The organism is Chlorogloeopsis sp. ULAP01 (assembly GCF_030381805.1).
GTDB lineage: Bacteria > Cyanobacteriota > Cyanobacteriia > Cyanobacteriales > Nostocaceae > Chlorogloeopsis.
The window spans coordinates 190028-214661 of sequence record NZ_JAUDRH010000017.1; the positions used below are offsets into that span (position 1 = coordinate 190028).

The window sequence follows — 24634 nt, forward strand, 5'->3', positions numbered from 1 at the left end:
CTTACCGCGTCGTGTCCCTCATCTCCCCCGAAATTTTTCGCTCTCCATCATCGCCCGCCGTGTAGAAGTCGCGGATACGCGCCTCCTCTTCGTAGCCGCACTTTGCATAGAATGCCCGCGCGCGATCGTAGCTCGGCAACCCCGACGTCTCGACCAACAACAGCCGCTGCCCGCTTGAGAGCAATGCATTTTCCACATACCGCAGCAGCGCCGCTCCGCGCCCCTGTCTTTGACAGTCGGGATGCACAGCAATCATGTACAAATACCACGTCCGATCCGCCATCAGAGCAGGCGCGTAGTAGGCAACTCCGCACGGTTCACCCTCTTCCTCGTCGGTGATCCACACGTGGCCGTCGTCGAGGTTGCCACCGAAGTAGTCCGCCAGCACTTTGCCCAGCGCCTCGGTTTCGTTAGCGGGAAACATCCCTGCCGCCACAGCCAGCGCGATCAGTGCCACCGAATCATCGGGTGTCGTCGGTCGTATCATCGGGAACTCCAGTGGTATCCGTTCACAAAGTTGATGCGTATCAAAAATTAACCTTAAAAGTTACGAATCGATTGAATATCTTGTTCTAAATAGTCTTCAGTGTAGGGTAGATAGGCTTTTTCGCGCTTAAGGAATTCATAAGTTTCCCAACGGGAGGAAAAATTGAGCATTCGGTAGACTTTAGCCGCTCCAATACGACCTTGGCGATAATTGTCAGCCACAATGAGTTCTAAAATTCTGCGGGAAAAGTTAGCGGGTTGTAGTTGATTGGCGATATCGTCGGGAAGTTCGATTATAATTTGCATTTAACTATTCTCCCTGAGTGGGTACTTTCCAAACGATATTGTCTCCATCGTACTACATGAAATTTTCGTTAGGTGTTTCCAAGCGTAATTCAGGGCATATTTGATGCGATCGCCTCCAACTACCTTAATACTTGTCAAACAAGAATTACTCACCCTTAAGATACTGAGGAATATGCTCCCTAGCTACATATTTCACTGTTTGGGAAATCCACTCATGCTCTTGTGGATTATCCCTGTTGTGTCACTTTAGGCAGAAGAAAAATAGAATTCAGGGTGAGCCAGAAAGATAAAAATTGGGGAAGTGAGCCTATAAACGATGGCTTGAAGCTTAGAAAAACCCAAAGACAGTTGAGGAATAGGAAAAACTGTTAACCAGGGGTATATGAGGTTAAATAAAATAAAAGGTTGAATAACTAAACGCAGATTGTTCAAAATATTCTTCCAGCCCTTACCGTTGTCCCACCAGGGATGGGAAGCAAATTGAGATTGAGAATCTGGTGGAGAAGGACGCAGAGATTCTGAGTGAAGACTAACCATCAGGTAAGCACTACAAACAATTTCCCACCCTTCGGGTTCGCCAGTCGCTACAACGGGGGGAACCCCCGCAACGCGCTGGCTCACCATCGCTCAATATCCTGATAGCGAGTGAAACGATAATCAGCCCAACCCAATTCATTTTTACTTTGCTTTAAGCCATATTCAACCCATGTTCTTAATCCATAAAAATTACCAACCTCTCTAGGTGTAATTTCCGGATATTTACTCATTACATACCAGGTAGAGTTTACTGGTAGTGTTTCCCAATCTGTGGTAATTTGCCAATATCTATGTTCTCCACGTTTTCCGTGAATTATTTCTCTAATAAACCGATTCTCACTACTTAGGTCAGAGAATACTCGTTTGAATTTCTGCCACTTTAAGTATTGAGTGTACTGCCCTTTAAGCAAGCCTAACGAATGGTTTGAGCAAATTACTACTAGATAATTTAAACCTAGTTCATCTAATATAGATACAAAATTTGTGCCACTCTCTCCCTTCGGGTACCCTTCGGGAACGCCTCCGGCGAACGCAGTCGCTTCAAGTCGGCACTAGACGCGAAGCGGCTTCCCGGAGGGTAGCCGCCCAACGCGCTGCTCACCATATAAGCTATCCGCCAGTACCAAATTGAATTTAAAACCCATTAATTGTAGCTTTCGTATTAGCATTGCCCCGATTTGAGGCTTGGTAAGATACTTATCTCCTGGCTTTAGTTTTTCCCGTGGCTTGTATACTTCAAATAGTAGTGGGAATGTCATTCCACAAAACACACCATAGGCTGTGACTGCCACAACTCCATTCTCTACTTTTCCCAAATTGCCTATATACTGCCGTTTCACATAATCTGTAGTAGAACCTTTCTTCTTATCTCCGGTTTCATCAATAATTAAAATGATTGGCCTACCTTTGAGTACTTGTAGAATTAGCTCTAATCTTAAAGTTCTTAACTGTTCTACTTCCCAAGATGGTGTAGTTAAGAAATGGTGTAGCCCTTGATAGTTCTCTAATCCGACAATTTTTGCTATTTCTGGTAGACTTTTTCGTTTTAAATCAGAAATGCATCCTATATGTAGATACTTAAACGCTTCAAAATTCCTCACATCTGAAAAGAGCTTTTTATACCACTGGCAATATTCGTCCACAAATTTGATGGTTTGTTTGGGTGGACGAGGCTCTACCATCCTCTGTGTCTTCGTTCTAGGCTTTGTACATTCTTATACTACCGCGATAGTCACACAAGAGGGTTAGGAGTTCTAGAACAACTCTACCCTCTTCTATGATTTGCTTCAATAATTATCGCCTTCAGGTGATCATTGACTTTGAAGACTTTGCTTGGGTGGTTAATAGATGGATTGAGAATTTTTGAGGTAGGCAGGAAGGCAAAAATGAAAAGAAAGCACTTCTGGCAGTGCCGTGATCAAGAAGAGCTTTCTGTAATTTCTATTGGTTTTATGGTAAAGAATGGAAAAAAGTACCGTATTGCAAACCAGGAAATAGATAATTCAATACAATTAAAATCACAGAAATAATAATCAATGCTAGTGTAGTAACTACAGGAGCAGTGGAAAGATATCTGAATAAATAACGTGCTTCCATGATGATTTCTCCAAAATCAATTAAAGCGAAATTAATATTTTTATTCGGACTGTTGAGAGGATATCTATTGAAATATAAATTGTTTTGTCTCAACCATTTGGCATCTATCACAAACTTTTCAGATATCCTCTCAGCGTTATTTCAGCGAACTGAAATAGGAATTTCTTCATCCTTAGCAACTAATTCACCAGCTAGTAATTCTTTGATTGCTGCCGCAGGCCAAAATAAAGCCATCACCATACAAACGATGAACAACGGTACATCAATAAACACTTCTTTTTCTTCTGCTTTCTCTTGTTTTTTAATTGCTTGTAGATAAGACCGTCCGCTCCAGCCAATAAAACCAGCAGTGTACAAAAATATGGCGATCGGAATTGCTGCATCAACAGCAAAACTCAGGCGATCAAGAGCGATTCGAGGTAAACCATCATCACCACAAAGTAACTGCGAATAAGCTTTTAATGGCTTTGTAGTGTAATAACTGTCAGGAGCAGTTTTCATCCTTTCTACAAAGGCAGCTGATTTGTAACAAGGCACCAATGTAGTATTTTCTGCCAATGCAGTAGAAACAGCACCAAACCAAATAAAAATGGTGAGAATCAGAGCAAATATTCTTTTCATATTTTTTGATTGTTGATTTTTAGTTATTAGTGATTAATTTTTTAGACTTTAGACAATTACCTTCGGTTTGCTGGATAAGTGTTGGCTGCATAAATTATTATGAGAGCGCAAAATGAGACAGTTGTTATCAAACCAAAAAGAACTCCAGTTGCAGTTGAGGCAAATTGTCCTTCACCATATCCTAAAAATATGTGTTGCATTTCAAGACCTCCATTGATTAGTTACCCAAACTTGTTCAATTTATATTGATTCCTTCAAGTAAGATTGAGGAATTGACAATCTCTAAAATCATTAACAAGAAAACAAACAACAGCAGCATCAAGCTAGCCATGAGTGGTGTAGTACCCCAACCAGGGGTAACCTTCCCTGCCTCAGTATTTAATGATTTGAGTAAATATTGTACAGGTGCGACTTTTTTGGGTTGAAACTTTTGTGCTTGCATGGATTCCTCCGCCTATTTTTGATGGTATTTTTCGTAAACATTCAGTTTTGCTCGTAGTAAGCGCTTAAGCGCTCACTACAAACTTAAGAAACTAGACAACTGCTTGCTTCTTGCGTGTGGTTGTATCTCCCACTTTCTGGAAAACACCAAACTCTACCTGTTCATCAAGCTCTGGATCGATACCAGCAAATACATCTCGGTAGATGGCACGAGAACCGTGCCAGATGTGTCCGAAAAACCACACCAAGGCAAAGCAAGTGTGGAAAAAGGCAAAAAATCCCCGATTACTAGTTCGGAAAACTCCATCAGAATTGTGGATTGTACGGTCAAATTCAAAAGGTTCACCCAGTTGGGCTTGACGTGCGTACTTCTTCACCGTCATTGGGTCTGTAAATGTTTGACCATCAAGTATCCCGCCAAAGAAACTGACATTCACGCCAGTTTGCTCAAAGCCATATTTTGCCTCGGCTCGCTGGAAGGGAATATCTGCACGCACTACACCATCTTTGTCAGTCAGAACGACTGGGAAGGTTTCAAAGAAAGTGGGCATTCGACGAACTGTCAATTCCCGCCCTTCACGGTCTTGGAATACTGGATGGCCAAGCCAACTCCGAGCCACTCCATCGCCATCAACCATTCGACCGACTCGGAATAAACCACCCTTGGCAGGATTATTGCCAACATAGTCATAGAAAGCTAGTTTTTCTGGGATAGCTGACCAAGCTTGTGAGAGAGTTTTACCCTGGTCTAAACCAGCTTGCACCCGCCTATCAATCTCTTGTTTAAAGTAGTTTTGATCCCACTGATAACGAGTTGGCCCCCATAGTTCAATTGGTGTGGTGGCAGTTCCATACCACATACTGCCAGCAGCCACAAAGCCTGCAAAAAAGAAAGTGGCCAGCGCACTGGCAAGGACGGTTTCAATATTTCCCATCCTTAGCCCCCTGTACAACACTTCGGGGGGTCGAACAACTATATGGAAAAGTCCGCCAATAATCCCCACAATGCCCGCTGCAATGTGATGGGCAACAACTCCACCAGGATTTTGAGGATTAAAACCCTCTGGCCCCCATACTGGTGCAACTCCTTGAACATGACCAGTTAGCCCGTATGGGTCAGAAACCCACATACCAGGGCCAAAAATACCGGTGAGATGAAAAGCACCAAATCCAAAGCAGAGTAAACCAGCTAAGAATAGGTGAATGCCAAAAATTTTGGGCAAATCTAAAGTTGGTTCGCCCGTTTTGGAGTCGAAGAATGTGGCGAGATCCCAGTAAAACCAGTGCCAGCAAGCAGCCAGAAACTGAAGACCTGAAAAGATGATGTGAGCGATGGCGACAGTTTCAAACGTCCAAAAACCAGGATCTGCGAAGTTTTCACCTGTGACGCTCCAGCCTTGCCAGGAATTCGTCACTCCCAAGCGTGCCACGAACGGCATTAAAAAACATCCCTGCCGCCACATGGGATTGAGTACTGGATCGCTAGGATCGTACAAAGCTAGTTCAAACAAAAGCATCGAACCAGCAAAGCCTGCACAAAGAGCATTGTGCATTAGATGTACAGCAATCAGTCGTCCTGGGTCATTTAAGACCACTGTATGAACTCTATACCAAGGTAATCCCATTGATTGTTCTTCCTTAGTCAAAAGTCGATAGAGATGCGATCGCGTCTGTACAAGTGCGATCAATGCAATAAACACGCATCTATTTAGAACAAAAGTCGTAAGTATGTACCCGATGCTGAATCAGGAAAAAAATTTTTCAAAACAAACAAAATTCCACAAAAAAACATCAACAAAGTTATGTGAACTACGGAGTCAATGATTTGATTTTTGAGCAAATACTGCATAGTCAGAATGGGGATTGGGAAGAAGAGGACACGGGGACGGAGGGACACGGGGACACGGAGAATCGTGAATCATGTTTTTGCCCCTCTGCTCCTGGAGCTTTTTTCCTAGTACCGAGTCCCTAGTCCCCTTCTGATCGCCTACTAATCTAATGGAGGCATGGATAGAACTGGCTCATCTTCTCGGTCTATACCTCTTTCAAAGCCTGCTGCGGCTGCTCTGGCACGACCGGCGTGCCAGAGATGACCAACTAAGAAAAGCAGAGCAAAGACAAAATGTGCAGAAGCTAGCCACGCACGAGGGCCGACAAAGTTAAAGGAGTTGAGTTCGGTTGCCAAGCCGCCGACAGAATTCAGGGAACCAATGGGCGCATGAGTCATGTACTCAGCAGCACGGCGAATTTGCCAAGGCTGGACATCATGCTGAAGTTTGTCAATATCTAGACCGTTTGGGCCACGCAGAGGCTCTAGCCAGGGAGCTTTGACATCCCAAAAGCGCATGGTTTCCCCACCAAAGATAATTTCTCCGGTTGGCGATCGCATCAAATATTTACCCAGACCTGTTGGCCCTTGTGCGGAAGCGACATTCGCTCCTAACTTTTGGTCGCGCACGAGAAATACTAGCGCCTGAGCATTGGAAGATTCGGCAACTGTCGGCCCGTAAAATTCGCTGGGATAGGCAGTGTTGTTAAACCAAATAAACATCGTAGCAATAAATGCTTGTCCGGCTACATTGCCCAAACTTTGCGAAAGGTAAGCCTCTCCCGACCAAATAAAGGCTTTGTGAGTCCATTTAAAAGGCTTGGTAACAATGTGCCAAATACCACCAAGTATCAGCAGCGAACCGATCCAAATATGACCGCCGACTAAATCTTCTAGATTGTCAACACTAGCAATATTACCTGCTCCACCTGTAAAACCTTTGAACAGATAACCAAAGATGATTCTGGGGTCAAGAGTAGGATTAGTAACAAGGCGTACATCGCCACCTCCGGGCGCCCAGGTGTCATACAACCCGCCCCACAACATCGCCTTACCAACAAGTAAGAAGGCGGCAACACCCAAAGCAATCAGGTGATATCCCAAAATGCTGGTGACTTTATCTTTATCGCTCCAATCGAAATTGAAGAAACCAGGAAGTTTTTGCGGCCCTTTGAGGGAGTGATAAATGCCACCAAAACCTAAAACAGCAGAGCCAATCAGGTGAAATACAGCGATCGCAAAAAATGGAAAGATATCTACTACCTGACCTCCTGGCCCCACACCAAAACCAAGGGCGGCAATGTGAGGCATTAAGATCAGACCCTGGTCATACATCGGTTTTTCCGGGACATAGTGAGCGACTTCAAACAGCAACATCGCTCCTGCCCAAAAGGCAATCAGCCCTGCATGGGCAACATGAGCACCCAAAAACCGACCAGATTGGTTAATAAAACGAGCGTTACCAGCCCACCAAGCATATCCAGTCGAGGCTTCATCACGACCTTCGCTTGGTGAATTCACGATATAAGCAGGTTTTTGAACCTCGTCTTTTGGTTTTGCAACTTTAGAATCAAAGGGCGTTTCCACGGGGCATTACCTCTTCAGGGAATTCAAACTTTTCATGGGGCTGATCTTGAGCCGCCATCCACGCTCTGGCACCTTCATTGAGTAGGATATTCTTGGTATAGAATGTTTCAAATTCCGGGTCTTCTGCTGCGCGTATTTCTTGAGACACAAAGTCATAAGCCCGGAGGTTAAAAGCTAAACCCACCATGCCAATAGAACTCATCCACAAGCCTGTAACTGGCACAAACAACATAAAGAAATGCAACCATCGCTTGTTAGAAAAGGCAATCCCGAAAATCTGTGACCAGTAGCGGTTTGCAGTTACAAACGAATAGGTTTCTTCTGCTTGAGTAGGAGAAAATCCCCTAAAAGTGTTAAAGCCTCTGGTGTCTCTAAACAAAGTATTTTCCACTGTTGCACCGTGAATAGCACACAACAGCGCCCCTCCTAATACACCGGCGACTCCCATCATGTGAAACGGGTTCAGCGTATAGTTGTGGAAAGCTTGGAAGAATAGTAAGAAACGGAAAATAGCAGCAACCCCAAATGAAGGTGCAAAAAACCAAGAAGATTGTCCTAATGGATAAATGAGGAAGACAGAAACAAATACAGAAATGGGAGCAGAAAAAGCGATCGCATTATAGGGTCGAATGCCGACTGTTCGAGCAATCTCAAATTGGCGCAGCATGAAGCCGATTAAACCAAAGACACCATGCAGGGCGACAAAAGTCCACAAACCACCAATTTGACACCAACGGACAAAGTCCCACTGCGCCTCAGGCCCCCACAGGAACAATAGGGAATGTCCCATGCTATCAGCAGGAGTGGAAACAGCCGCAGTCAGGAAGTTACAGCCTTCTAAGTAAGAACTCACGACACCGTGAGTGTACCAAGAAGTAACAAAAGTCGTGCCAGTAAACCAACCCCCAATCGCCATGTAAGCGCAGGGGAAGAGCAACAAACCCGACCAGCCGATAAAAACAAAGCGATCGCGTTTCAGCCAGTCATCGAGGACATAAAACCATTCAAACCCCCTTGTCTGCGAGGGTCTAATTGCAATGGTCATAATCAATTATCCTTTTGCTAAAAAACTTTGAACTAGGGATCGGGAATTGGGCATTGGGAATTGGTCATTAGTTTTTCTCCGCGTCCCCGCGTCTCCCCCTCTCCCTTGTCCCCCGATCCCCAATCACCAATCCAACCGACCATCATTCATAAAATAAGGAGCGCCTGGAAAGGAGAGGGTTTGGATAATATGGTCGAAATAAGGGGTGACTTCCGCAGCATCTTCATCACCAAGCAGTGCTTGAGCTTCTTCTTTAATACAGCGCACTGCCTCAACCCAATTAGAAAGTGGAATTCCTAAAGATTCATACATTTGTTGCATTCCTACTGTGCCAATTTCTGTTAGAGGCTGCTCGCTCCCTGCCAAAACACAATAGGCAACTAAACGGATATACCAACCTTGATCGCGTTGACAGGAAGCTGTTTTCCTCATATTGCCGCTATTACTGGGTGTTACCGGACACCGCTTCCAGAATTTTTGACTAGCTTTTTCTACAAGCCTATTTTGGTTACTAGCCAAAGCTGTAGCAATGCGAATCCGTTTATCTCCCGAATGGCAAAAATTTTGAATCATGCGGATTTCTCCGGGAGTAGGATAGCGCATTTGTTCGTCAGCGTTCTCAATTACTTGCTTTACGAGACTCATATCTATTTTGGATTTTAGATTTACTGGTTATTAATCTCGTCTCCTTTCTCTATAAGAGCCAGAGGCTCTAGTTTTCACCTGCCAGGTTGAACCTGGTAACGAGATGGTGGGCTGCTGCCTCCGAGCTATCACCAAAACCAAATCTTTTCCAATCAGGCAGGATTGACATAGCTGTCTGCACTTTCAGACTCAATCACTGGAGCAGCTTGCGCGTATGTTAATTCTGGTTCCAGTTTTTGTTCTTGGACGTTAGTCTCACACCCGTTTACTAACTCTGACAAAGTTTGTGTTTGTCCGTTGCGGTGGTTGGGAACAAACCTGTCTAATTCTGATGTTGACGACAGCAAAGATTTTGCCGATAGATTTACAGCGTAAGATGATTTAGGCGATCGCATTGCAAAACCTCTGGGTGTAACATAACGTTCATAAGGAACCGTATCTTCCCCAAAAGTTTGCATATATTCTGGGCTATCGATCATTTCATCAATCAGTGCATAAAAGCCTTGATTTGCAGAGATGTCGTAGTAATGATTCATTTCTTGTCGCCCGTAGGTAGGACGACCCAACAAGCGCCGATGGATGTATTCAATCGCCTTGGTTACGTACAGTGGTTCCCAAAACATACTGCGGAATAATTTAGATTTGGCTAACTGGCGGATAAACTCCCGCATTGTAATTGCACCACTTAGTAAGGCTGATTCTGCGACTGTTATACGCTGACCTTCAAAGACATCACGCCCAAATACCTGCCGATAAGCTCCCTGAATCACTGCGGGCAAAGAATTTTTCGTAAGGCTGACATTGGGTGGTGCTTGTTTGCCATTCACCAGAGATGTTGTGTGTAATTTCTCTGGATGATCTAACTTAATTACCCTTCCCAAAGTGCCTGGAACTTGTCCCAAACCATCAGAACTAATCAGAATGCGGCGGTTATCTTTACCAAAGGGTGCAGGACTGTGGAGAGTCGTTGCGGGTAAAGTATCTACAGGAAAAATTGCACCAAATTGAATTTCGAGAGGGTCGTTACCAGAACCATAAGGATGCTGATTGGGTAAGGGTTTGGTATATTTGCCAAACAGTGTCACAAATTGGGGTACTTTGTGAACAGCAGCGCTGTACTTAAACAAATCTATCTGCGGCCCCCAATTACGGCACTCCTGAGCTTCTTGTCCCAAGCCACGCAGATATGGTACTGTTTCCTCGCCAAAGTAGTCAGCGTATTCTTGGGAATCTACCAAAGTATCAACTAGTTTAGGTAAACCACCTTTGGTAACTACAGCAAAGTCTGCTTGGAATTCTTCGAGAGAACTCAATCCCCTTCCCAAAAAGTGACGCATTGCCAGTTCAATTACGCGGCTGATGGTGTATGGCTCCCAGAAAAGTCTGCGGTAGAGGCGAGATTTACCTAAACGACGAACAAACTCCTTCATGGAAATTTGTCCACCCTTAACTTGAGACTCCAATTCATCTACAGCGAAACCATAAGTAGCAGTAACATCGCACTCAAAAACTTGGCGATAGGCAGCTTTAATTACGGCTTGCTTTTCCGTCTCTAGTAAAACTGACTTCATTACATATTTGAGTCGTACTTGGGAGGCGATCGCATAACTTTGGGGCAATACCAAACCCTGCTGTTCGTTGGAAACGCCAATTCTAAGTTGGGCTGGAGGTTTTTCAACAAGATATTCCGATATCAATACTTCAAAATTGTGCTTAATAATTTCCTGCGCCTCAGGATCATTTGCAAAGTAGCTGAGAGATTGACGTTGCATTTCCTTCAGAGCAACTACAGTAGCATCTGTTACATCTTCTGGGATAACTCCGCGCAATCCTCTAGCATTAGCTGACAAAATACTAGTATCACCAGCAACAATTGCAAAAGTTATATACCGTAAAAACCATGCTAAGTCTCGCATAGACCGTTTCATTCTCGTCGGCCCGTAGCGAGAAATATTGATAAAACGGAAACCCTCTGGAAGCGGTTCTCTATCAGTGAAGAGGGTACGCGCTTGTTCCCACCAAGCGCTTAAAGGATTGAAAAACCTTGGCGTTGGTAATAAATTTACCCGTTCCCGATCCGGAACATAACCATTTCTGCGGGCTGCACTTAGATAATCCTCACCCACATAGTAACCAGAACCAGGCAATCCTAAAGGATCTTGGGGTTTTTCCAAGTAATCCATTGGAAAACCACCAACAAAAATCCGATTTGCCCCCACAGATACAATTTCGTCTGCATTTTTAGTTAGCGTTTCTACAATTTCTAAACGCTTATTACCAGAACTAAAAAATGAATTGAGTTCTTGAAGTTCAGTACGCTTTAAACAGCGGTCTTGTTGTTCTGCTTGTGAAATAACTGCAATAGGTACAGTTTGATATTGTTGTGGATGAGCAACTGAACTATTACTACTTGCTTTAGCACTCATTTAACTTTGTCCTTTGTTATTTGTCCTCTGTCAAATGACCAATGACTAATGACTAGTGACCAATGCCCAATCAAGGCATCAAACTCTTAATCAAATAGTCAAAATAAGGTGCTACTTCGGCAGCATCTTCTAAAGTAAATAAGTCTAAAGATACTTCTTTGAGGCAACGAATTGCTTCCACTAGATTGGGTAGGGGAATTTCTAGTGATTCGTACATTTCTTTGACTCCAATAGTGCCAATTTCTGCTAGAGGCTCTACATCTCCCACTACCAAAGCATAAGTAATCAAACGAATGTACCAACTTTGGTCGCGCAAGCACGAATTCCGATACATTCTATTGCCGCTATTACTAGGCGTATTTGGACAGCGTTCCCAAAATTTTAGACTTGCCTTTTCTACAATTGTTTTTTCATTTTCCGTCAGAGTCACGGCAAAATTCAGCCGAGAAACTCCATTTTCATAAAATTCTTGAATGGCGCGTAACTCACCAGCGTTGAGATATCGAGCTTCGCGATCGGCATTCACAATTGATTTTATAATAATGCTCATTGGTAATAGAGAATTGTTAATTGGTAATAGATAAAAGGGAACAGGGAACAGGGTTGGGGGAAAAGTAGGTCGTCCACAAGGGGCGAGATTTTAAACCTTTACCTCCTTTCATACTGAATCTCTATTCCCCATTCCTTGCTTTTTAACTCAAGCCAGAGGCGATGTAATCGAAATAGACACCCATTTCCTTACCTGCATCAACACCTATCATGCTATTAGTTACTTCCTTCATTGCTTGCACTGCTCGTATAGTTGCACCAATGGGAACGCCCAAAGAGTTATAAGTTTCCCTCAAACCATTCAGAATACGCTCGTCTAGAATTGAGGGATCACCAGCCAACATGGCGTAGGTAGCATAGCGTAAAAAGTAATCTAAGTCTCGAACACAAGCAGCATAACGACGACAGGTATACATATTGCCACCAGGAGCGGTGATGTCTGTATAAAGCAGAGATTTAGCTACTGCTTTAGTAACGATAGTTTTAGCATTTGCACTAATCGTAGTAGCAGCACGCGCTCGCATATCACCAGTGTGATAGTAATGTTGTAGCTTATCTAAAGAATTATTATCCAGGTATTTGCCTTGAACATCAGAAGAATTAATCAAAGAAGTAATGGCGTCTTGCATAACCTTGTGTCCTTAATTTGAGTCTTCAAGTAATCGGAGTAATAAATTTTTAAGAAAAGACGAAAAATGAAGTATAAATTTATCTTTTATTTTTCATACTTCATTCTTCATTGGCTTATCATTTCTATGACAAAGCTCTAATTATGTAATCGAAATATGGCCCTACTTCAACAGCATCTTCCTCACTCATCATGGATACAGCTTCTTCTTTAATACAGCGCATTGCTTCGACTATATTTCTGAGTGGAATCTCTAAATTGTTATACATTTCTTTAATGCCAACAGTGCCTATTTCTTCCAAGGGTTTCTCACTGCCCGCCAAGACTGAGTAAGCAACTAAGCGAACATACCAACCTTGATCGCGTTGACAGGAAGCGGTTTTCCGTTCGTTACCACTATTACTAGGAGTATTCGGGCAACGTTCCCAGAATCTCTGGCTGCCACGTTGCACAATTAGTTGTTCATTTTCTGCCAATATTTTTGCAATCCGAATGCGTTGCTCTCCTGTTTTGACAAAGTCTTGAAAAATTCTTAGCTCTTTAGGAGCAGGATAGCGAGATTCACTGTCAGCATTGAGAATTAATTCGGTGACAACGCTCATAAATTACTCCTGATTTTTTTAGTTAGTGGTTAGTAGTTAGTAGGGGAGGCAGCGCGTTGTAGCGACTGCCGTGCGGTTTTGTTGATGATTTTTGGGTTAAAACCGACAATTTATCTTTTAAACTCGCCCGTACAGTGATTAGTAGTTAGTGGTTAGTAGGTTATAAATAACAACCAACTAACAACCAACAACAAATTGATTAGGAAATGGTTCAGTTGCCAGGGAGGAATCAAACTGACAACTGAAAACCAACTAGGCAGTGATGGAAGGTGCTGTGATTGCTACAGGAATAGCTTCACCACAGGCAAGATCTAGTGGGAAATTATGAGCATTCCGTTCGTGCATCACTTCAAAACCTAAGTTTGCCCGATTCAAAACATCAGCCCAACTGGGAAGTACGCGTCCCTGGGAATCAAGGATGGAATTATTAAAGTTGAAGCCATTCAGGTTAAACGCCATTGTGCTGATGCCTATAGCAGTACCCCAAATACAAATCACCGGCCAAGCTGCAAGGAAAAAGTGCAAGGAACGGCTATTGTTAAAGCTGGCGTACTGGAAAATTAGGCGACCAAAGTAACCATGCGCTGCAACAATATTATAGGTCTCTTGTTCTTGACCAAATTTGTAACCGTAGTTCTGCGATTCTAATTCTGTGGTTTCACGAATGAGACTAGATGTCACTAGCGAACCGTGCATTGCACAGAACAGCGAACCTCCCAAGACTCCAGCGACTCCAATCATGTGTAAGGGATGCATGAGAATGTTATGTTCGGCTTGGAACACAAACATAAAATTGAAAGTGCCGCTAATACCCATAGGCAGTCCATCAGAGAAGCTACCTTGTCCAATTGGGTAAATCAAGAATACTGAAGTTGTCGCAGCAAGAGGAGCGCTGTAGGCAACCGCAATCCAAGGACGCATTCCCAGACGGTATGATAATTCCCACTCACGCCCCATGTAGCAAGCAAGGGCTGGAATGTAATGGAAACCTATCATCTGGTATGGCCCGCCATTGTAGAGCCATTCGTCCATAGAAGCTGCTTCCCAAATGGGGTAAAAGTGCAATCCAATCGCGTTGGACATGGGAACTACGGCGGCGGTAATGATATTGTTGCCGTAGAGTAGTGAACCGGATACTGGTTCGCGGATGCCGTCAATATCCACTGGAGGAGCAGCAATAAAGGCGATCGTAAAGACGCAGATCGAAACACCTAGCAGGGGAATCATCAAGACACCGAACCAGCCAATATACAGGCGATTTTCGGTACTGGTGACCCAGTTGCAGAACCTTTCCCAAGTTGGGAAACGGCTTGTTGGTCGTGTGGAAATAGTAGTCATAAAAAATTCCAAATTGAAAATTCAAGATGCCTACTTCCAAGGCACTACTTCACCTGCTGTTAAGTTTTCAGGGAAGTCATAAATATGGCGTTCATCTAAAATTTTTATCCCTAAAGAAGCCCAATCAATTGTGTCTGCCCAAGTGTGAATAATCTGCCCTTGGCTTTTGAGCTCAGGCTGATGAAATTGCAAGTAGTCAAAGTCAAAGGCAGCGATGTCTACACCTAAAGCCGCAGACCAAATTCCTGCTACTGGTAAAGCTGCCAAAAAGAAGTGCAATTTGCGAGAGTTAGGAAAACTAACACGCTGCCATATCAAGTGCCATAGGTAAACTTGGGCAGACCTAAAACTATAGGTTGGGTGTTGTTGACCAAGTTTATATCCTTTGTTAATTGATTCAGACTCGCTGTGATTGTGACTGCGAATTAGGGTAGATGTGACTAAGGAACCATGCATTGCAGCTGCAAAAGCACCACCTAAAACCCCAATCACTCCTAACTGATGCAAAGGACTCATCAAGATGTTGTGGTCTGCTTGAAACTGCAACATAAAGTGAAATGTGCCAGATATTCCTAAAGGCATTCCCGCAGATAAACTACCTTGTCCAACTGGATAAATTAACAGCACTGAAACGGATGCGGCGACGGGGGCGGTAAATGCTAAAGAAACCCACGGACGCATTCCCAAACGGTAACTCAATTCCCATTCCCGATCTTGATAGGCGATGATGCCAATCAAAAAATGCAGCACAATCAGTTGATATGGCCCGCCATTGTAAAGCCACTCATCTATAGAAGCAGCTTCCCAAATAGGATAAAAATGCAGACCAATTGCAGCCGATGTTGGTACAACAGCAGCAGTGATAATGTTATTTCCAGAAAGTATTGAACCGGAAATTGGCGCACCTATTCCATCCATGTCTACAGGAGGAGCGGCGATGATGGCGATGATAAAAACAGTCGCTGCTGTTAAGACGCAAGGAATCATCAACACACCAAACCAGCCAACGTATAATCTGTTTTCTGTGCTGGTAACCCATGAACAAAATTTTTCCCAATAATTAACTTTTTTGCGTCTTTTTGAGAGTTTGTTTGCTGTTGGCTCAGAAGTGTAATCGCTACTATCTGAGGTTGCAATTACATGATCTGACTCTAGCTTCATACTTAATACATCCTTACGGAATGGGCAGGAGTTTCCATCGCAGCGCACTCTCACACTGGAGGCGATGGGCTATATGTTTGCAGTCAAACCTTCATCAGCTACGACGAAAATATTGTTCAAGATTTATGAAAAGCACAATAGTGAAAAAACATGAAGAACTAATGAAGAAATAAGTAATCTTTACAAAACTTTACTAACTACTTGTCGATAAGTTAATTTGAGCAGGTTTTAGATAGTGGTTCGCAATCAGAACCTTAGTGGTGACTTTGCCTTGACACGCTAGAAAACGAGTTCCCCGACTTCTTAGAGAAGTCGGGGAACTGTAAAAAAGTACTCTAGAATTTATAAAAATAAGTAAAGAAAAGTAAAAAATATTAAAGCTAAGTAACTAAGTTTATGAGATATCTGTTAATAATGAGTGTTAATCTCAAACAAAATACACTTAGTCGCTCAGTTCTTCTAGAATGGGACAATGCTAGTAACATTTGTTGTGAGCAATCAGTTATTTTTTTATTAACCAAATTTTTTGATTCCCCTAATTTTGATTTTTTGGCGGTTATCTCCGAATCAATTTGTAGCTGACGCATTTTAACAACATACTTTCATTTTGTAGTCCTCGCTTTTCCAAAGATTGTGGAGCGATCGCATGGCAATTCTGAAACGCTGCTTGTTAAAAAATGAAAGATAAAAAGGTGAGTATTCCCTGTTTATCTTTCTCTTCAATTCTTTATTTAACATCATCACAAAATGAACAGAAAAGTCAACTGAATTAATTGCGAATATCACGCTTGAGCAATCGGCGTAGAAATTGTTAAATCAGTAAACAGTGAAAAAGTGAAAAAATTGATAACTGGTAACTGATAACTGGTAACTGTTAAAGTCAAAAACCCAAGCGTGTAATTCCATATATTCCGATTACTAATAGGGCGATATTTCATGAGACTTTTACTAGTAGAAGATGACGAGTGCATTGCGGATACTCTAGAAAAGATCCTTGGGAATCACCATTATGTTGTCGATATTGCAAATGATGGAGAATTGGGCTGGGAGCTTGTAGAAGCTTTCAACTATGACTTAATTTTATTGGATGTGATGCTACCGAAGTTGGACGGTATTCAGCTTTGTCAAAGGTTACGTTCTCATAATTATCAGGCTCCTGTGCTGCTATTAACAGCGCAAAATTCTAGCACTCATAAAGTGATGGGATTAGATGCTGGAGCGGATGATTATCTTGTTAAACCTTTTGATATGTCAGAATTATTAGCTCGAATTCGGGTTTTATTGCGACGGCGGAATTCACCTATCCAAACGGTTTTGGAATGGGAAAACCTGCGTCTCGATCCTAGTAAATGTGAAGTTAGTTATAACACTAATCTCCTCAATTTAACTCCCAAGGAATATCGTTTGCTAGAGCTTTTTCTTCGCAACGGACATCAAGTTTTTAGCCGCAGCGACATTTTAGAACACTTGTGGGCCACAGAAGAAGCCCCCCAAGAGGATACAGTTACGGCTCATATCAAAGGTTTGCGTCAAAAACTTAAACAAGCAGGAGCGGAAAGTGATTTTATTGAAACGGTGTATGGTTTAGGTTATCGCTTGAAAGTATTTACATCTTCTCAAAAATTGTCACAAAAGACAAAAGAAAATCACAGATTAAATGGCGCGAAATCGAATACAAAACAACAGGCAGGAGATTTATGTTATGAGACTCAAGATTTACATAATGGTATACAACAAACAAAAGCAGCCTTAACTAAATTATGGGAGAAGCTAAAAGTTAAGAGTTGCGATCGCATCATGATTTTAGAGCAAGCCACCGCAGCATTACTAGAAAACAACCTGGGAGACGAATTAAGACAAAAAGCACAACAAGCAGCACATAAACTGGCGGGAGCTTTGGGCATCTTTGGTTTTAGCAAAGGTTCGCGTTTGGCTTTTGAAGTTGAACTGATGTTGCGATCGCAAATGAGCATTAATCAAAATCAAGTGCTACATTTGTGCGATTTGGTTATAGCCTTGAAGCAAGAAATACAGCAGCCTGCGTTTGCAGAACTAGAGAAAATACTTCGCCATGATGTTTTAGATGATGCCATCGAATAATCCCCATTCAAAGGCGTTAAATGACACTAGCAATGCTGGTGAAAAGCAAATCACTTCCTTGGAAGTTTTGCTACATCGGATGATGAATCGCATTCGTCAATCTGTAGAATTGCCAGCAATACTGTCAGTAACTGTTGCCGAAATCCGTGGATTTTTGGAGACTGACCGCGTTAAAATATATCGATTTGATACAGATGGTAGTGGTGAAGTTGTAGCAGAGTCTGTGAACGAAGAACGCTTACCATCCTTGTTAGGGCAACACTTCCCGGCTGAGGATATCCCATCTGAAGCTCGTGAGTTATTTGTGTTGGCTCGTCAGCGTTCAATTGTAGATGTAGCAGCGCAACAAATTGGACTGAGTCCGGTTCCAGAAGCTGAAGAATCTATCGAACTCAAACATGACATTCGGTTTCGAGCAGTAGATTCTTGTCATGTAAAATACCTCACCTCAATGGGAGTGCAATCTTCTTTAGTTGTGCCAATTTTGCATCGTGAGCATTTATGGGGTTTGTTAGTTTCCCATCATAGTTTGCCACGTCAAGTCACAGAGCAAGAATTACAGGTAGTGCAGCTAGTAGCAGATCAATTATCAATAGCGATCGCTCAAGCCATCCTCTTAGAGCAAAGCCGCCTTCAAGCCCAACAAGAAGCCACAATTAATCGTGTTGCCAAGCTGCTACACTCTATGACTGAGATGCAACTGCAACAAGCACTAGAGTTAACTGTATCAGCCCTACAAGGTGCGGGCGGCAGAATTTGTATCACACCCCAAAACCCTGCTGAGAAAACACAGTTGTTCACTACTGGTAAACAGCCGATTTCTGCTGTTAAAGACAACAACAAGAGAAAGGAACAAGCACAACAAAGGGAAGCAATCAATTCTTCATCTTTTCCCGCTTCTCCAGTTCCCGATTTCCTCGAAGAACATCCTAGCTGGCGAGAATGGTTAAGAATGGAAGCAACTGCTGCAGAGGGAAAGCAAGTTTGGGCTGTTGATGATTTGTATCAAGCGGCACTGCAATCAGATTTAGCGCAGATGTTTTTGGGGGCTGGAATTCGCAGTTTACTGATTATTGGCTTGCAGTATCGACAGCATTTTTTGGGTTACTTAAGTATTTTTCGTGATGAAATTGACATAGAAACTATCTGGGCGCGACGACCAGACCGCAACGATCAAAGACATCTGTATCCGATTATATCCTTTGAGACATGGCGAGAATTGAAGCGGGGTCAAGCCCAACCATGGCAAGCCACAGAAATTGAACTTGCCCAAGCTTTGGCTAGCCACTTTGCCATGGCAATTCATCAATATCAACTGTATCAGCAAGTTCATGCTCTCAATGCTGACTTGCAGTGCGATATCGAAGAGCGCAAGCAGGCTGAGAAAAAAATTTCTGCATTGAATGCCGAATTAGAGCAACGAGTCCACGAACGAACAGCAGAGTTACGAAGAGCCAATCGGCGATTGTTGCAAGAAATTAGCGAACGAGAACGCGCACTTCGCGATCGCAAGCAAACACAAGCCTCACTAGAACGCCTCAGTCGGCAAAGCGAGTTAATTTTAAATTCAGCTGGCGAGGGAATTTACGGTTTAAATTGTCAGGGCAAAATCACTTTCGTCAATCCAGCAGCAGCAAGAATGCTGGGATATACAGTCAAAGAACTAATTAATCTGTTTATGCACGAAATTGTTAAGCATTCTCGACCCGACGGTATCCGTTATTTTTTTGAAGACAATCCCATCTATGCCACCTTACAAGATGGGACAGTACAACATATTACTGACGATATATTTTACCGTCGCGATGGCTCAAAATTTCCAGTCGAGTATGTCTCTACACCGATTCGAGAACAAAAAACAATTGTCGGTGCTGTAGTTATTTTTAAGGATATTACCGAACGACAAATAATAGAACGGATGAAGGATGAATTTGTCTCTGTTGTTAGCCATGAATTGCGAACACCTCTAACTTCAATTCGCAGTGCTTTAGGTTTGTTGGCGCGAGGTTCCTTAAACAATCAACCCGAAAAAAGTCAGCGGATGTTAGAAATTGCCTTTGATAACACCAACCGTTTAGTGCGTTTGATCAATGACATCCTTGATATTGAGCGCATCAATTCAGGCAAAGTGACGATGCACAAACAGACTTGTAACGCCGCAGACTTGATGATTCAGGCTGTGGATGAAATGCGAGCAATGGCTGAGAAAGCAGAAATTCATCTAGAACTGACACCAGCATCGGTGCAATTATGGGCAGATCCAGACCGCATCATCCAGACAATTACTAACTTACTCAGCAACGCCATTAAATTTTCGCCTCCAGGTAGCACTGTATGGCTGAGTGTTGAACTTCAACAAGAAGGAGAAGAGAGGAAAGCGGGGGGTGGGGAAGAAAATAAATTTACTACTTCTGCTAGCTCCTATTTGTTATTCCAAATCAAAGACCAAGGGCGAGGTATTCCTGAAGATAAACTAGAGACAATTTTTGACCGCTTTCAGCAAGTCGATGCTTCTAACTCTCGTCATCAAGGCGGTACTGGTTTGGGATTGGCGATTTGTCGCAGTATCATCCAACAGCATGGAGGCAAAATCTGGGCAGAGAGCAGTTTAGGGAAGGGTAGCACCTTCTATTTCACCTTACCTATTAGTTAGCGATTAGTAGTTAAATGATCGGCTTTTCTTCAACATGGATTTTTTTGAATAAACGCATACCTATTTATTCAGACTGGTTTTATCATGGTTGTATGCTGAATCTAACTTATGAGTACAAGCTCATTCCCACCGACGCGCAACGCGAAACACTAGACCTTTGGCTAAAGATTTGTTGCAAGGTTTACAACTTTGCGTTACGTGAGCGAAAGGATTGGGGTAATTCTCGTAAGTGCGAACTCAATTCGTGCAGTATCAAGCACGAGTATATTATTTCTCCTGATACACCACGACCAACCTTTGCGCGGCAATGCAAGTCATTAGCTCAAGCAAAGAAGAAATCTCCTGAATTAAAACTGCCTCACACCCATGTATTGCAGCAAGTGCTACGGCAATTAGAAGCGACGTTTGTTGCGATGTGGGAACGTGGGCATGGATTCCCTCGCTTCAAGAAGCGGATGCGCTCCATAGTGTTTCCTCAATTGAACTTGGAGGTGATGCGCAGAGATGACGGGAACGATGAAGTCAACCTACCTAAGATTGGGTGGGTAAAACTGCATCTATCGCGTTCTATTCCTGAAGGGTTTGAAGTCAAGCAAATTCGTGTTGTCAAAAGAGCGTCTGGATACTACGCCATGCTCACTTTGCAGCTTGATGTTGATGTGCCTCAACCTTCACCTTCTGGGCATGGATTGGGAATTGATTTAGGGCTGGGACATTTTTTAGCAACTTCCGATGGACAATTGATTGCTAGACCTCGATTTTTTGTGGATGGGCAACGCAAGCTGAAATTGCTGCAGCGTCAACTGAAGCGTAAAAACAAGGGTTCCAGGAAATCGCATCAATTGCAACACCGGATTGCCAAACACCACGAATACATCTCGAATACACGTAAAGACTTTCATTTTAAAACTGCCCATCAATTGTGCGATCGCGCTGGAATGATATTTGCTGAAGATTTGAACCTGAAAGCAATGTCAGCCGGGATACTATGCAAACACACGCTTGATGCAGGGTTTGGGCAGTTCCTCAGTATTCTCAGCCATGTTTGTTTGAAGCGAGATAAGTTCTTTGCCAAAGTGGATGCAAATGGGACGAGTCAAACCTGCCCACGGTGTCAAACACATACTGGTAAGAAATTATTGTCAGAGCGTGTTCACAAATGCCCTGAATGCGGGTATGAAACCAATCGAGATGTAGCTGCTGCTCAGGTAGTTTTGCAACGTGGGTATACAGCGGTGGGGCACATCGCAGTGAATTTTGGGGAGGGCAAGTAGCATGAGTTATCCCGATGAACCAAGAATCCCCGATCCAATCGGACGAGGAGTTGTCAAAAAACGTATTTTGATTATTGATGATGAACAGGATATCCGAGAAACTACACAGATGTGTTTGGAGATAGCTGGCGAATGGGAAGTTCTAACAGCAGTTTCCGGTAGAGAAGGTTTAATCAAAGCTGCTGCCGAACAACCTGATGTCATTCTCTTAGATGTAATGATGCCAGATATGGATGGGTTGACAACCTTGCAAAACCTCCAGAAAAATCCTCAAACTAAGAATATTCCGGTAATTTTGCTCACAGCAAAAGCACAAGCTGCCGAACAACGTCAGTTTACTCAACTCAAGATCGCGGCAGTCATTACCAAGCCCTACGATCCTTTTACCTTATCCGATCAAGTGCTACAGGCATTGGTTGGTAAGTCGGTGTGAGTTTATTGCGTGTAGTAGCTAGTAACGTTGCCAACCTTCCTGACGTCGGAAACTGCACCCGTTACATCACACTGTTTCGAGCGATTACTTCTCGATAGAACGATGCGCTTAATTTCGGCGTGCGTTTCAGCGTCGTATAATCCACATAGATCGCTCCGAAGCGTTGGGCGTAACCAGCAACCCACTCAAAGTTGTCCAGCAAACTCCAGAGGAAATAGCCGCGCACGGGCGCTCCTTCAGAGGTTGCACGTTGCAGTTGCGTCAAGTAACTACGCAAGAACATAATGCGATCGCTATCATATACTTGGCCGTCTTTAGCCACTTCGTCGCTGGTAGCGCATCCATTCTCGGTGATGTAAATTTCCTTCACATTCCACAGTTTCTGCAAAAGACGTGGTGCCCAATATAGCGTTTCCGGGCCGAGCCGATGCCAGGACGAAACCATTCGTGGGTGAGATTTGTTGAACGGAAGGGATTGATAACCAGGAGGTTTGTTACTAGCACTGATGTAATAATCCGGCGTATAGATATTGATGCCGACGAAATCTATCGGGGAAGCGATGGCTTTCAAGTCTTCGGAGGTGAATTTGGGTGCATCCGCTCCTGCCGCTTTGAGATACGCATCGGTATAACGACCTTCTAGCATGGCGGTCAAATAACCTGCATTCAGCTCGCGCATGGCAATCTCGGTCGCCTTGATATGTTCTGGTGTCTCAATGATGGGTACGACAGCGAAGATGTTTTCTGCTGGCCCCACTTTGGTTCCCCGACGCGCCTTGGCGCGAATCGCCTGAACTGCGAGACCATGGGCGAGAATTGCATGATGCCTAACCTGATTCAATCGGGCAGGCGGCAGTTTAAATCCTGGTGCGAGGATGCCGGATTCGTGTCCCCGATCTACGAACGTGCGGATTTCGTTGAGTGTGAAAAAGCGTTGGACGCGATCGCTCAGTTTTTCGGTGACGTAACCCGCGTAATCGGCAAACGCCAGAGCAGTTTCGCGAGATTCCCAACCACCATATCGCTCTTGCAAAGTCTGAGGCAAATCCCAGTGATAGAGGGACGGAAATGGTTCGATACCGTTGGCGAGTAGTTCATCTACGAGACGATTGTAAAAATCGAGACCCTTTGGATTCACCTTGCCCCTGCCCTCTGGGAATATACGGGGCCAGGCGATGGAAAAGCGGTACGCCTTCGTCCCCATCGCCTTCATCAACTGCACGTCTTCTTTGTACCGATGATAGTGGTCTACGGCAACATCCGCGTTACTTCCATCAAATATCTTGCCAGGTGTGTGTGCAAACCGATCCCAAATAGATACGCCGCGACCATCTTCCTTAACAGCGCCTTCAATCTGGTAGGCTGAGGTAGCGGTTCCCCAGACAAATCCTTTCGGAAAACTGCGGGCGTCGTTTGCAGTGGCAGGTTTGGGCTTTACAGTCTTTAATACCCCGCTCCCTTCCTCACCCGCCACTTTCACTGGAATTGCGGCGGCTAAACCGCCCAACGCAGTCTGCATCAGTTGCCGCCTATTCATAAAAACATCTCCTGTGCATAACTTACCTGAAGTTTGGTATCAGATTTAGGTGCTAATGTTATGTTGCAATCAATGTTGTCAATAGTCTCAGTGATTACAAAGTATTCTCGGTACTTACCCTGTATAAGCAGATGTTTTGTTATACACTTAGTTGCAACGTGGAAATCCTGAAATTCTAACGGGGTCATGTTTTTTGTCTCCAACGAGTAAAAACTTTTAATTGCAGACCCAACCATTTATTGTACAGATTTTGGCAAGGTTGGTGTGAAACTAAATTTCTATAGGTAAATGCTCCAAAAGGCTGACTCTCTTCATTGATTATTCAGATTTTTTGCCTACTCTACAAGAAGCTGGAATTGTATATCTGCCAGCTAATTTGAGGCAGAAAGGTAAATCTTAGCAGTGATAACCCGGCGCATTTTACTAATTGAAAATGAAAACGTTATTCGGGAGTTAACCCAGCTTTGCTTAGAAACAGAGGCAGGTTGGGAAGTGCTGACAACAGCATCCAGTTATGAAGCGATTGTTAAAACTGAGACAGAGAAACTCGATGTCATCCTCATGGATGTGGACGCATTCGTCTGCGAACAGGATTTATCTGTAACCTTGCAACAGTTGCAGAGCAACCCTGTAACCTATCATATCCCTGTAATTTTATTAACAACGTTAGTGAATGGAGAGATATCCCAGATGGTAAAACTTGGGGTGAGGGCTGCGATCGCTAAACCTTTTGATTTAATGACTCTGGCTCAACAAGTAGCTGAAATACTAAATTGGAAATATTAAAAATGTAATATTTTGTTAAAAACTAGCTTCCTTCATCAGTTCTTCATTTTTTTTG

Annotated in this window: 22 protein-coding genes and 2 pseudogenes; 6 read left to right on the forward strand and 18 right to left on the reverse strand. The window is 43.4% G+C overall.

The annotated features are described in order from the left end of the window. Position 1 precedes the first annotated feature (1 nt). From QUB80_RS29090 to psbB, 8 genes and pseudogenes are all read right to left on the reverse strand, one after another. On the reverse strand, positions 2-487 hold the full coding sequence (locus tag QUB80_RS29090; RefSeq protein ID WP_289792934.1) for a GNAT family N-acetyltransferase: 486 nt from the start codon (positions 485-487) through the stop codon (positions 2-4). Positions 488-540: 53 nt separating this feature from the next. Continuing rightward, the gene (locus tag QUB80_RS29095) at positions 541-792 is read right to left on the reverse strand and encodes a UPF0175 family protein (RefSeq protein ID WP_289792935.1); all 252 of its coding nucleotides are present in this window, start codon (positions 790-792) and stop codon (positions 541-543) included. 246 nt (positions 793-1038) lie between these two features. Continuing rightward, positions 1039-1826: pseudogene (locus QUB80_RS29100) on the reverse strand (transposase family protein); the annotation flags it as partial. Positions 1827-1931: 105 nt separating this feature from the next. Continuing rightward, positions 1932-2510 (reverse strand): annotated as a pseudogene (locus QUB80_RS29105) (transposase); the annotation flags it as partial. Positions 2511-2778: 268 nt separating this feature from the next. Further along, on the reverse strand, positions 2779-2925 hold the full coding sequence (locus tag QUB80_RS29110) for a photosystem I reaction center subunit IX (RefSeq protein ID WP_289792936.1): 147 nt from the start codon (positions 2923-2925) through the stop codon (positions 2779-2781). Positions 2926-3066: 141 nt separating this feature from the next. After that, positions 3067-3546, reverse strand: coding sequence for a Photosystem I reaction center subunit III (locus QUB80_RS29115; protein WP_289792937.1), 480 nt, complete (start codon positions 3544-3546; stop codon positions 3067-3069). Between the two features lie 235 nt (positions 3547-3781). Further along, positions 3782-3988 carry a photosystem II reaction center phosphoprotein PsbH gene (psbH, locus tag QUB80_RS29120; protein WP_289792938.1) on the reverse strand — a complete coding sequence of 69 codons (207 nt, stop codon included), beginning with the start codon at positions 3986-3988 and terminating at the stop codon, positions 3782-3784. Between the two features lie 91 nt (positions 3989-4079). Next, complete coding sequence (gene psbB / locus QUB80_RS29125; RefSeq protein WP_289792984.1) at positions 4080-5612, reverse strand: photosystem II chlorophyll-binding protein CP47; 1533 nt, start codon at positions 5610-5612, stop codon at positions 4080-4082. 179 nt (positions 5613-5791) lie between these two features. Here psbB and QUB80_RS29130 point away from each other — a divergent pair, with 179 nt between their 5' ends. Next, the gene (locus tag QUB80_RS29130; protein ID WP_289792939.1) at positions 5792-5959 is read left to right on the forward strand and encodes a hypothetical protein; all 168 of its coding nucleotides are present in this window, start codon (positions 5792-5794) and stop codon (positions 5957-5959) included. A gap of 18 nt (positions 5960-5977) precedes the next feature. Here the strand turns inward: QUB80_RS29130 and psbC are convergent, their stop codons facing one another. The 9 genes from psbC to QUB80_RS29175 form a co-directional block, all read right to left on the reverse strand. After that, a complete protein-coding gene (gene psbC / locus QUB80_RS29135) occupies positions 5978-7402 on the reverse strand; it encodes a photosystem II reaction center protein CP43 (protein WP_289792940.1) in 1425 nt (474 codons plus the stop codon). Further along, on the reverse strand, positions 7386-8447 hold the full coding sequence (psbD, locus tag QUB80_RS29140) for a photosystem II D2 protein (photosystem q(a) protein) (RefSeq protein ID WP_289792941.1): 1062 nt from the start codon (positions 8445-8447) through the stop codon (positions 7386-7388). Before psbD ends, psbC begins: the two co-directional genes overlap by 17 nt. Before the next feature lie 123 nt (positions 8448-8570). Further along, complete coding sequence (gene apcD / locus QUB80_RS29145; RefSeq protein ID WP_289792942.1) at positions 8571-9092, reverse strand: allophycocyanin subunit alpha-B; 522 nt, start codon at positions 9090-9092, stop codon at positions 8571-8573. 152 nt (positions 9093-9244) lie between these two features. Further along, entirely contained in the window at positions 9245-11518 is a 2274-nt protein-coding gene (locus QUB80_RS29150; RefSeq protein ID WP_289792943.1) for a phycobilisome rod-core linker polypeptide, read from the reverse strand. 70 nt (positions 11519-11588) lie between these two features. Beyond that, positions 11589-12068 carry an allophycocyanin subunit alpha-B gene (gene apcD / locus QUB80_RS29155; RefSeq protein WP_289792944.1) on the reverse strand — a complete coding sequence of 160 codons (480 nt, stop codon included), beginning with the start codon at positions 12066-12068 and terminating at the stop codon, positions 11589-11591. A gap of 142 nt (positions 12069-12210) precedes the next feature. Then, positions 12211-12696, reverse strand: coding sequence for an allophycocyanin subunit beta (gene apcB, locus QUB80_RS29160; RefSeq protein ID WP_289792945.1), 486 nt, complete (start codon positions 12694-12696; stop codon positions 12211-12213). A gap of 124 nt (positions 12697-12820) precedes the next feature. Continuing rightward, on the reverse strand, positions 12821-13297 hold the full coding sequence (gene apcD / locus QUB80_RS29165; RefSeq protein WP_289792946.1) for an allophycocyanin subunit alpha-B: 477 nt from the start codon (positions 13295-13297) through the stop codon (positions 12821-12823). A gap of 252 nt (positions 13298-13549) precedes the next feature. Next, positions 13550-14635 carry a photosystem II q(b) protein gene (gene psbA / locus QUB80_RS29170; RefSeq protein WP_289792947.1) on the reverse strand — a complete coding sequence of 362 codons (1086 nt, stop codon included), beginning with the start codon at positions 14633-14635 and terminating at the stop codon, positions 13550-13552. 30 nt (positions 14636-14665) lie between these two features. Then, the gene (locus tag QUB80_RS29175) at positions 14666-15796 is read right to left on the reverse strand and encodes a photosynthetic reaction center family protein (RefSeq protein ID WP_289792948.1); all 1131 of its coding nucleotides are present in this window, start codon (positions 15794-15796) and stop codon (positions 14666-14668) included. Positions 15797-16732: 936 nt separating this feature from the next. Here QUB80_RS29175 and QUB80_RS29180 point away from each other — a divergent pair. From QUB80_RS29180 to QUB80_RS29195, 4 genes are all read left to right on the forward strand, one after another. Continuing rightward, entirely contained in the window at positions 16733-17896 is a 1164-nt protein-coding gene (locus tag QUB80_RS29180) for a response regulator (RefSeq protein ID WP_289792949.1), read from the forward strand. Continuing rightward, entirely contained in the window at positions 17883-20549 is a 2667-nt protein-coding gene (locus tag QUB80_RS29185; RefSeq protein WP_289792985.1) for an ATP-binding protein, read from the forward strand. The genes QUB80_RS29180 and QUB80_RS29185 overlap by 14 nt, the downstream gene beginning before the upstream one ends. 92 nt (positions 20550-20641) lie before the next feature. Further along, entirely contained in the window at positions 20642-21823 is a 1182-nt protein-coding gene (locus QUB80_RS29190; protein ID WP_289792950.1) for an RNA-guided endonuclease InsQ/TnpB family protein, read from the forward strand. Position 21824: 1 nt separating this feature from the next. Next, entirely contained in the window at positions 21825-22256 is a 432-nt protein-coding gene (locus QUB80_RS29195; protein WP_289792951.1) for a response regulator, read from the forward strand. Between the two features lie 61 nt (positions 22257-22317). On the opposite strand, the gene QUB80_RS29200 is transcribed toward QUB80_RS29195, so the two are convergent. Further along, positions 22318-23793, reverse strand: coding sequence for a GH1 family beta-glucosidase (locus QUB80_RS29200; protein ID WP_289792952.1), 1476 nt, complete (start codon positions 23791-23793; stop codon positions 22318-22320). Between the two features lie 402 nt (positions 23794-24195). On the opposite strand from QUB80_RS29200, the gene QUB80_RS29205 reads away from it, so the two are divergent. Beyond that, positions 24196-24579 carry a response regulator gene (locus tag QUB80_RS29205; RefSeq protein ID WP_289792953.1) on the forward strand — a complete coding sequence of 128 codons (384 nt, stop codon included), beginning with the start codon at positions 24196-24198 and terminating at the stop codon, positions 24577-24579. Positions 24580-24634 lie beyond the last annotated feature (55 nt).

Bases quoted from the DNA above. Each gene is read 5' to 3' on its own strand.
- QUB80_RS29195 (WP_289792951.1), top strand. From the start codon at position 21,825: ATGAGTTATCCCGATGAACCAAGAATCCCCGATCCAATCGGACGAGGA.
- QUB80_RS29185 (WP_289792985.1), top strand. From the start codon at position 17,883: ATGCCATCGAATAATCCCCATTCAAAGGCGTTAAATGACACTAGCAAT.
- QUB80_RS29090 (WP_289792934.1), bottom strand. From the start codon at position 487: ATGATACGACCGACGACACCCGATGATTCGGTGGCACTGATCGCGCTG.
- QUB80_RS29175 (WP_289792948.1), bottom strand. From the start codon at position 15,796: ATGAAGCTAGAGTCAGATCATGTAATTGCAACCTCAGATAGTAGCGAT.
- QUB80_RS29180 (WP_289792949.1), top strand. From the start codon at position 16,733: ATGAGACTTTTACTAGTAGAAGATGACGAGTGCATTGCGGATACTCTA.
- QUB80_RS29150 (WP_289792943.1), bottom strand. From the start codon at position 11,518: ATGAGTGCTAAAGCAAGTAGTAATAGTTCAGTTGCTCATCCACAACAA.
- QUB80_RS29115 (WP_289792937.1), bottom strand. From the start codon at position 3,546: ATGAAAAGAATATTTGCTCTGATTCTCACCATTTTTATTTGGTTTGGT.
- psbA (WP_289792947.1), bottom strand. From the start codon at position 14,635: ATGACTACTATTTCCACACGACCAACAAGCCGTTTCCCAACTTGGGAA.
- psbB (WP_289792984.1), bottom strand. From the start codon at position 5,612: ATGGGATTACCTTGGTATAGAGTTCATACAGTGGTCTTAAATGACCCA.
- apcD (WP_289792942.1), bottom strand. From the start codon at position 9,092: ATGAGTCTCGTAAAGCAAGTAATTGAGAACGCTGACGAACAAATGCGC.
- apcB (WP_289792945.1), bottom strand. From the start codon at position 12,696: ATGCAAGACGCCATTACTTCTTTGATTAATTCTTCTGATGTTCAAGGC.
- QUB80_RS29190 (WP_289792950.1), top strand. From the start codon at position 20,642: ATGCTGAATCTAACTTATGAGTACAAGCTCATTCCCACCGACGCGCAA.
- QUB80_RS29095 (WP_289792935.1), bottom strand. From the start codon at position 792: ATGCAAATTATAATCGAACTTCCCGACGATATCGCCAATCAACTACAA.
- apcD (WP_289792946.1), bottom strand. From the start codon at position 13,297: ATGAGCGTTGTCACCGAATTAATTCTCAATGCTGACAGTGAATCTCGC.
- psbH (WP_289792938.1), bottom strand. From the start codon at position 3,988: ATGCAAGCACAAAAGTTTCAACCCAAAAAAGTCGCACCTGTACAATAT.
- QUB80_RS29110 (WP_289792936.1), bottom strand. From the start codon at position 2,925: ATGGAAGCACGTTATTTATTCAGATATCTTTCCACTGCTCCTGTAGTT.
- QUB80_RS29200 (WP_289792952.1), bottom strand. From the start codon at position 23,793: ATGAATAGGCGGCAACTGATGCAGACTGCGTTGGGCGGTTTAGCCGCC.
- psbD (WP_289792941.1), bottom strand. From the start codon at position 8,447: ATGACCATTGCAATTAGACCCTCGCAGACAAGGGGGTTTGAATGGTTT.
- apcD (WP_289792944.1), bottom strand. From the start codon at position 12,068: ATGAGCATTATTATAAAATCAATTGTGAATGCCGATCGCGAAGCTCGA.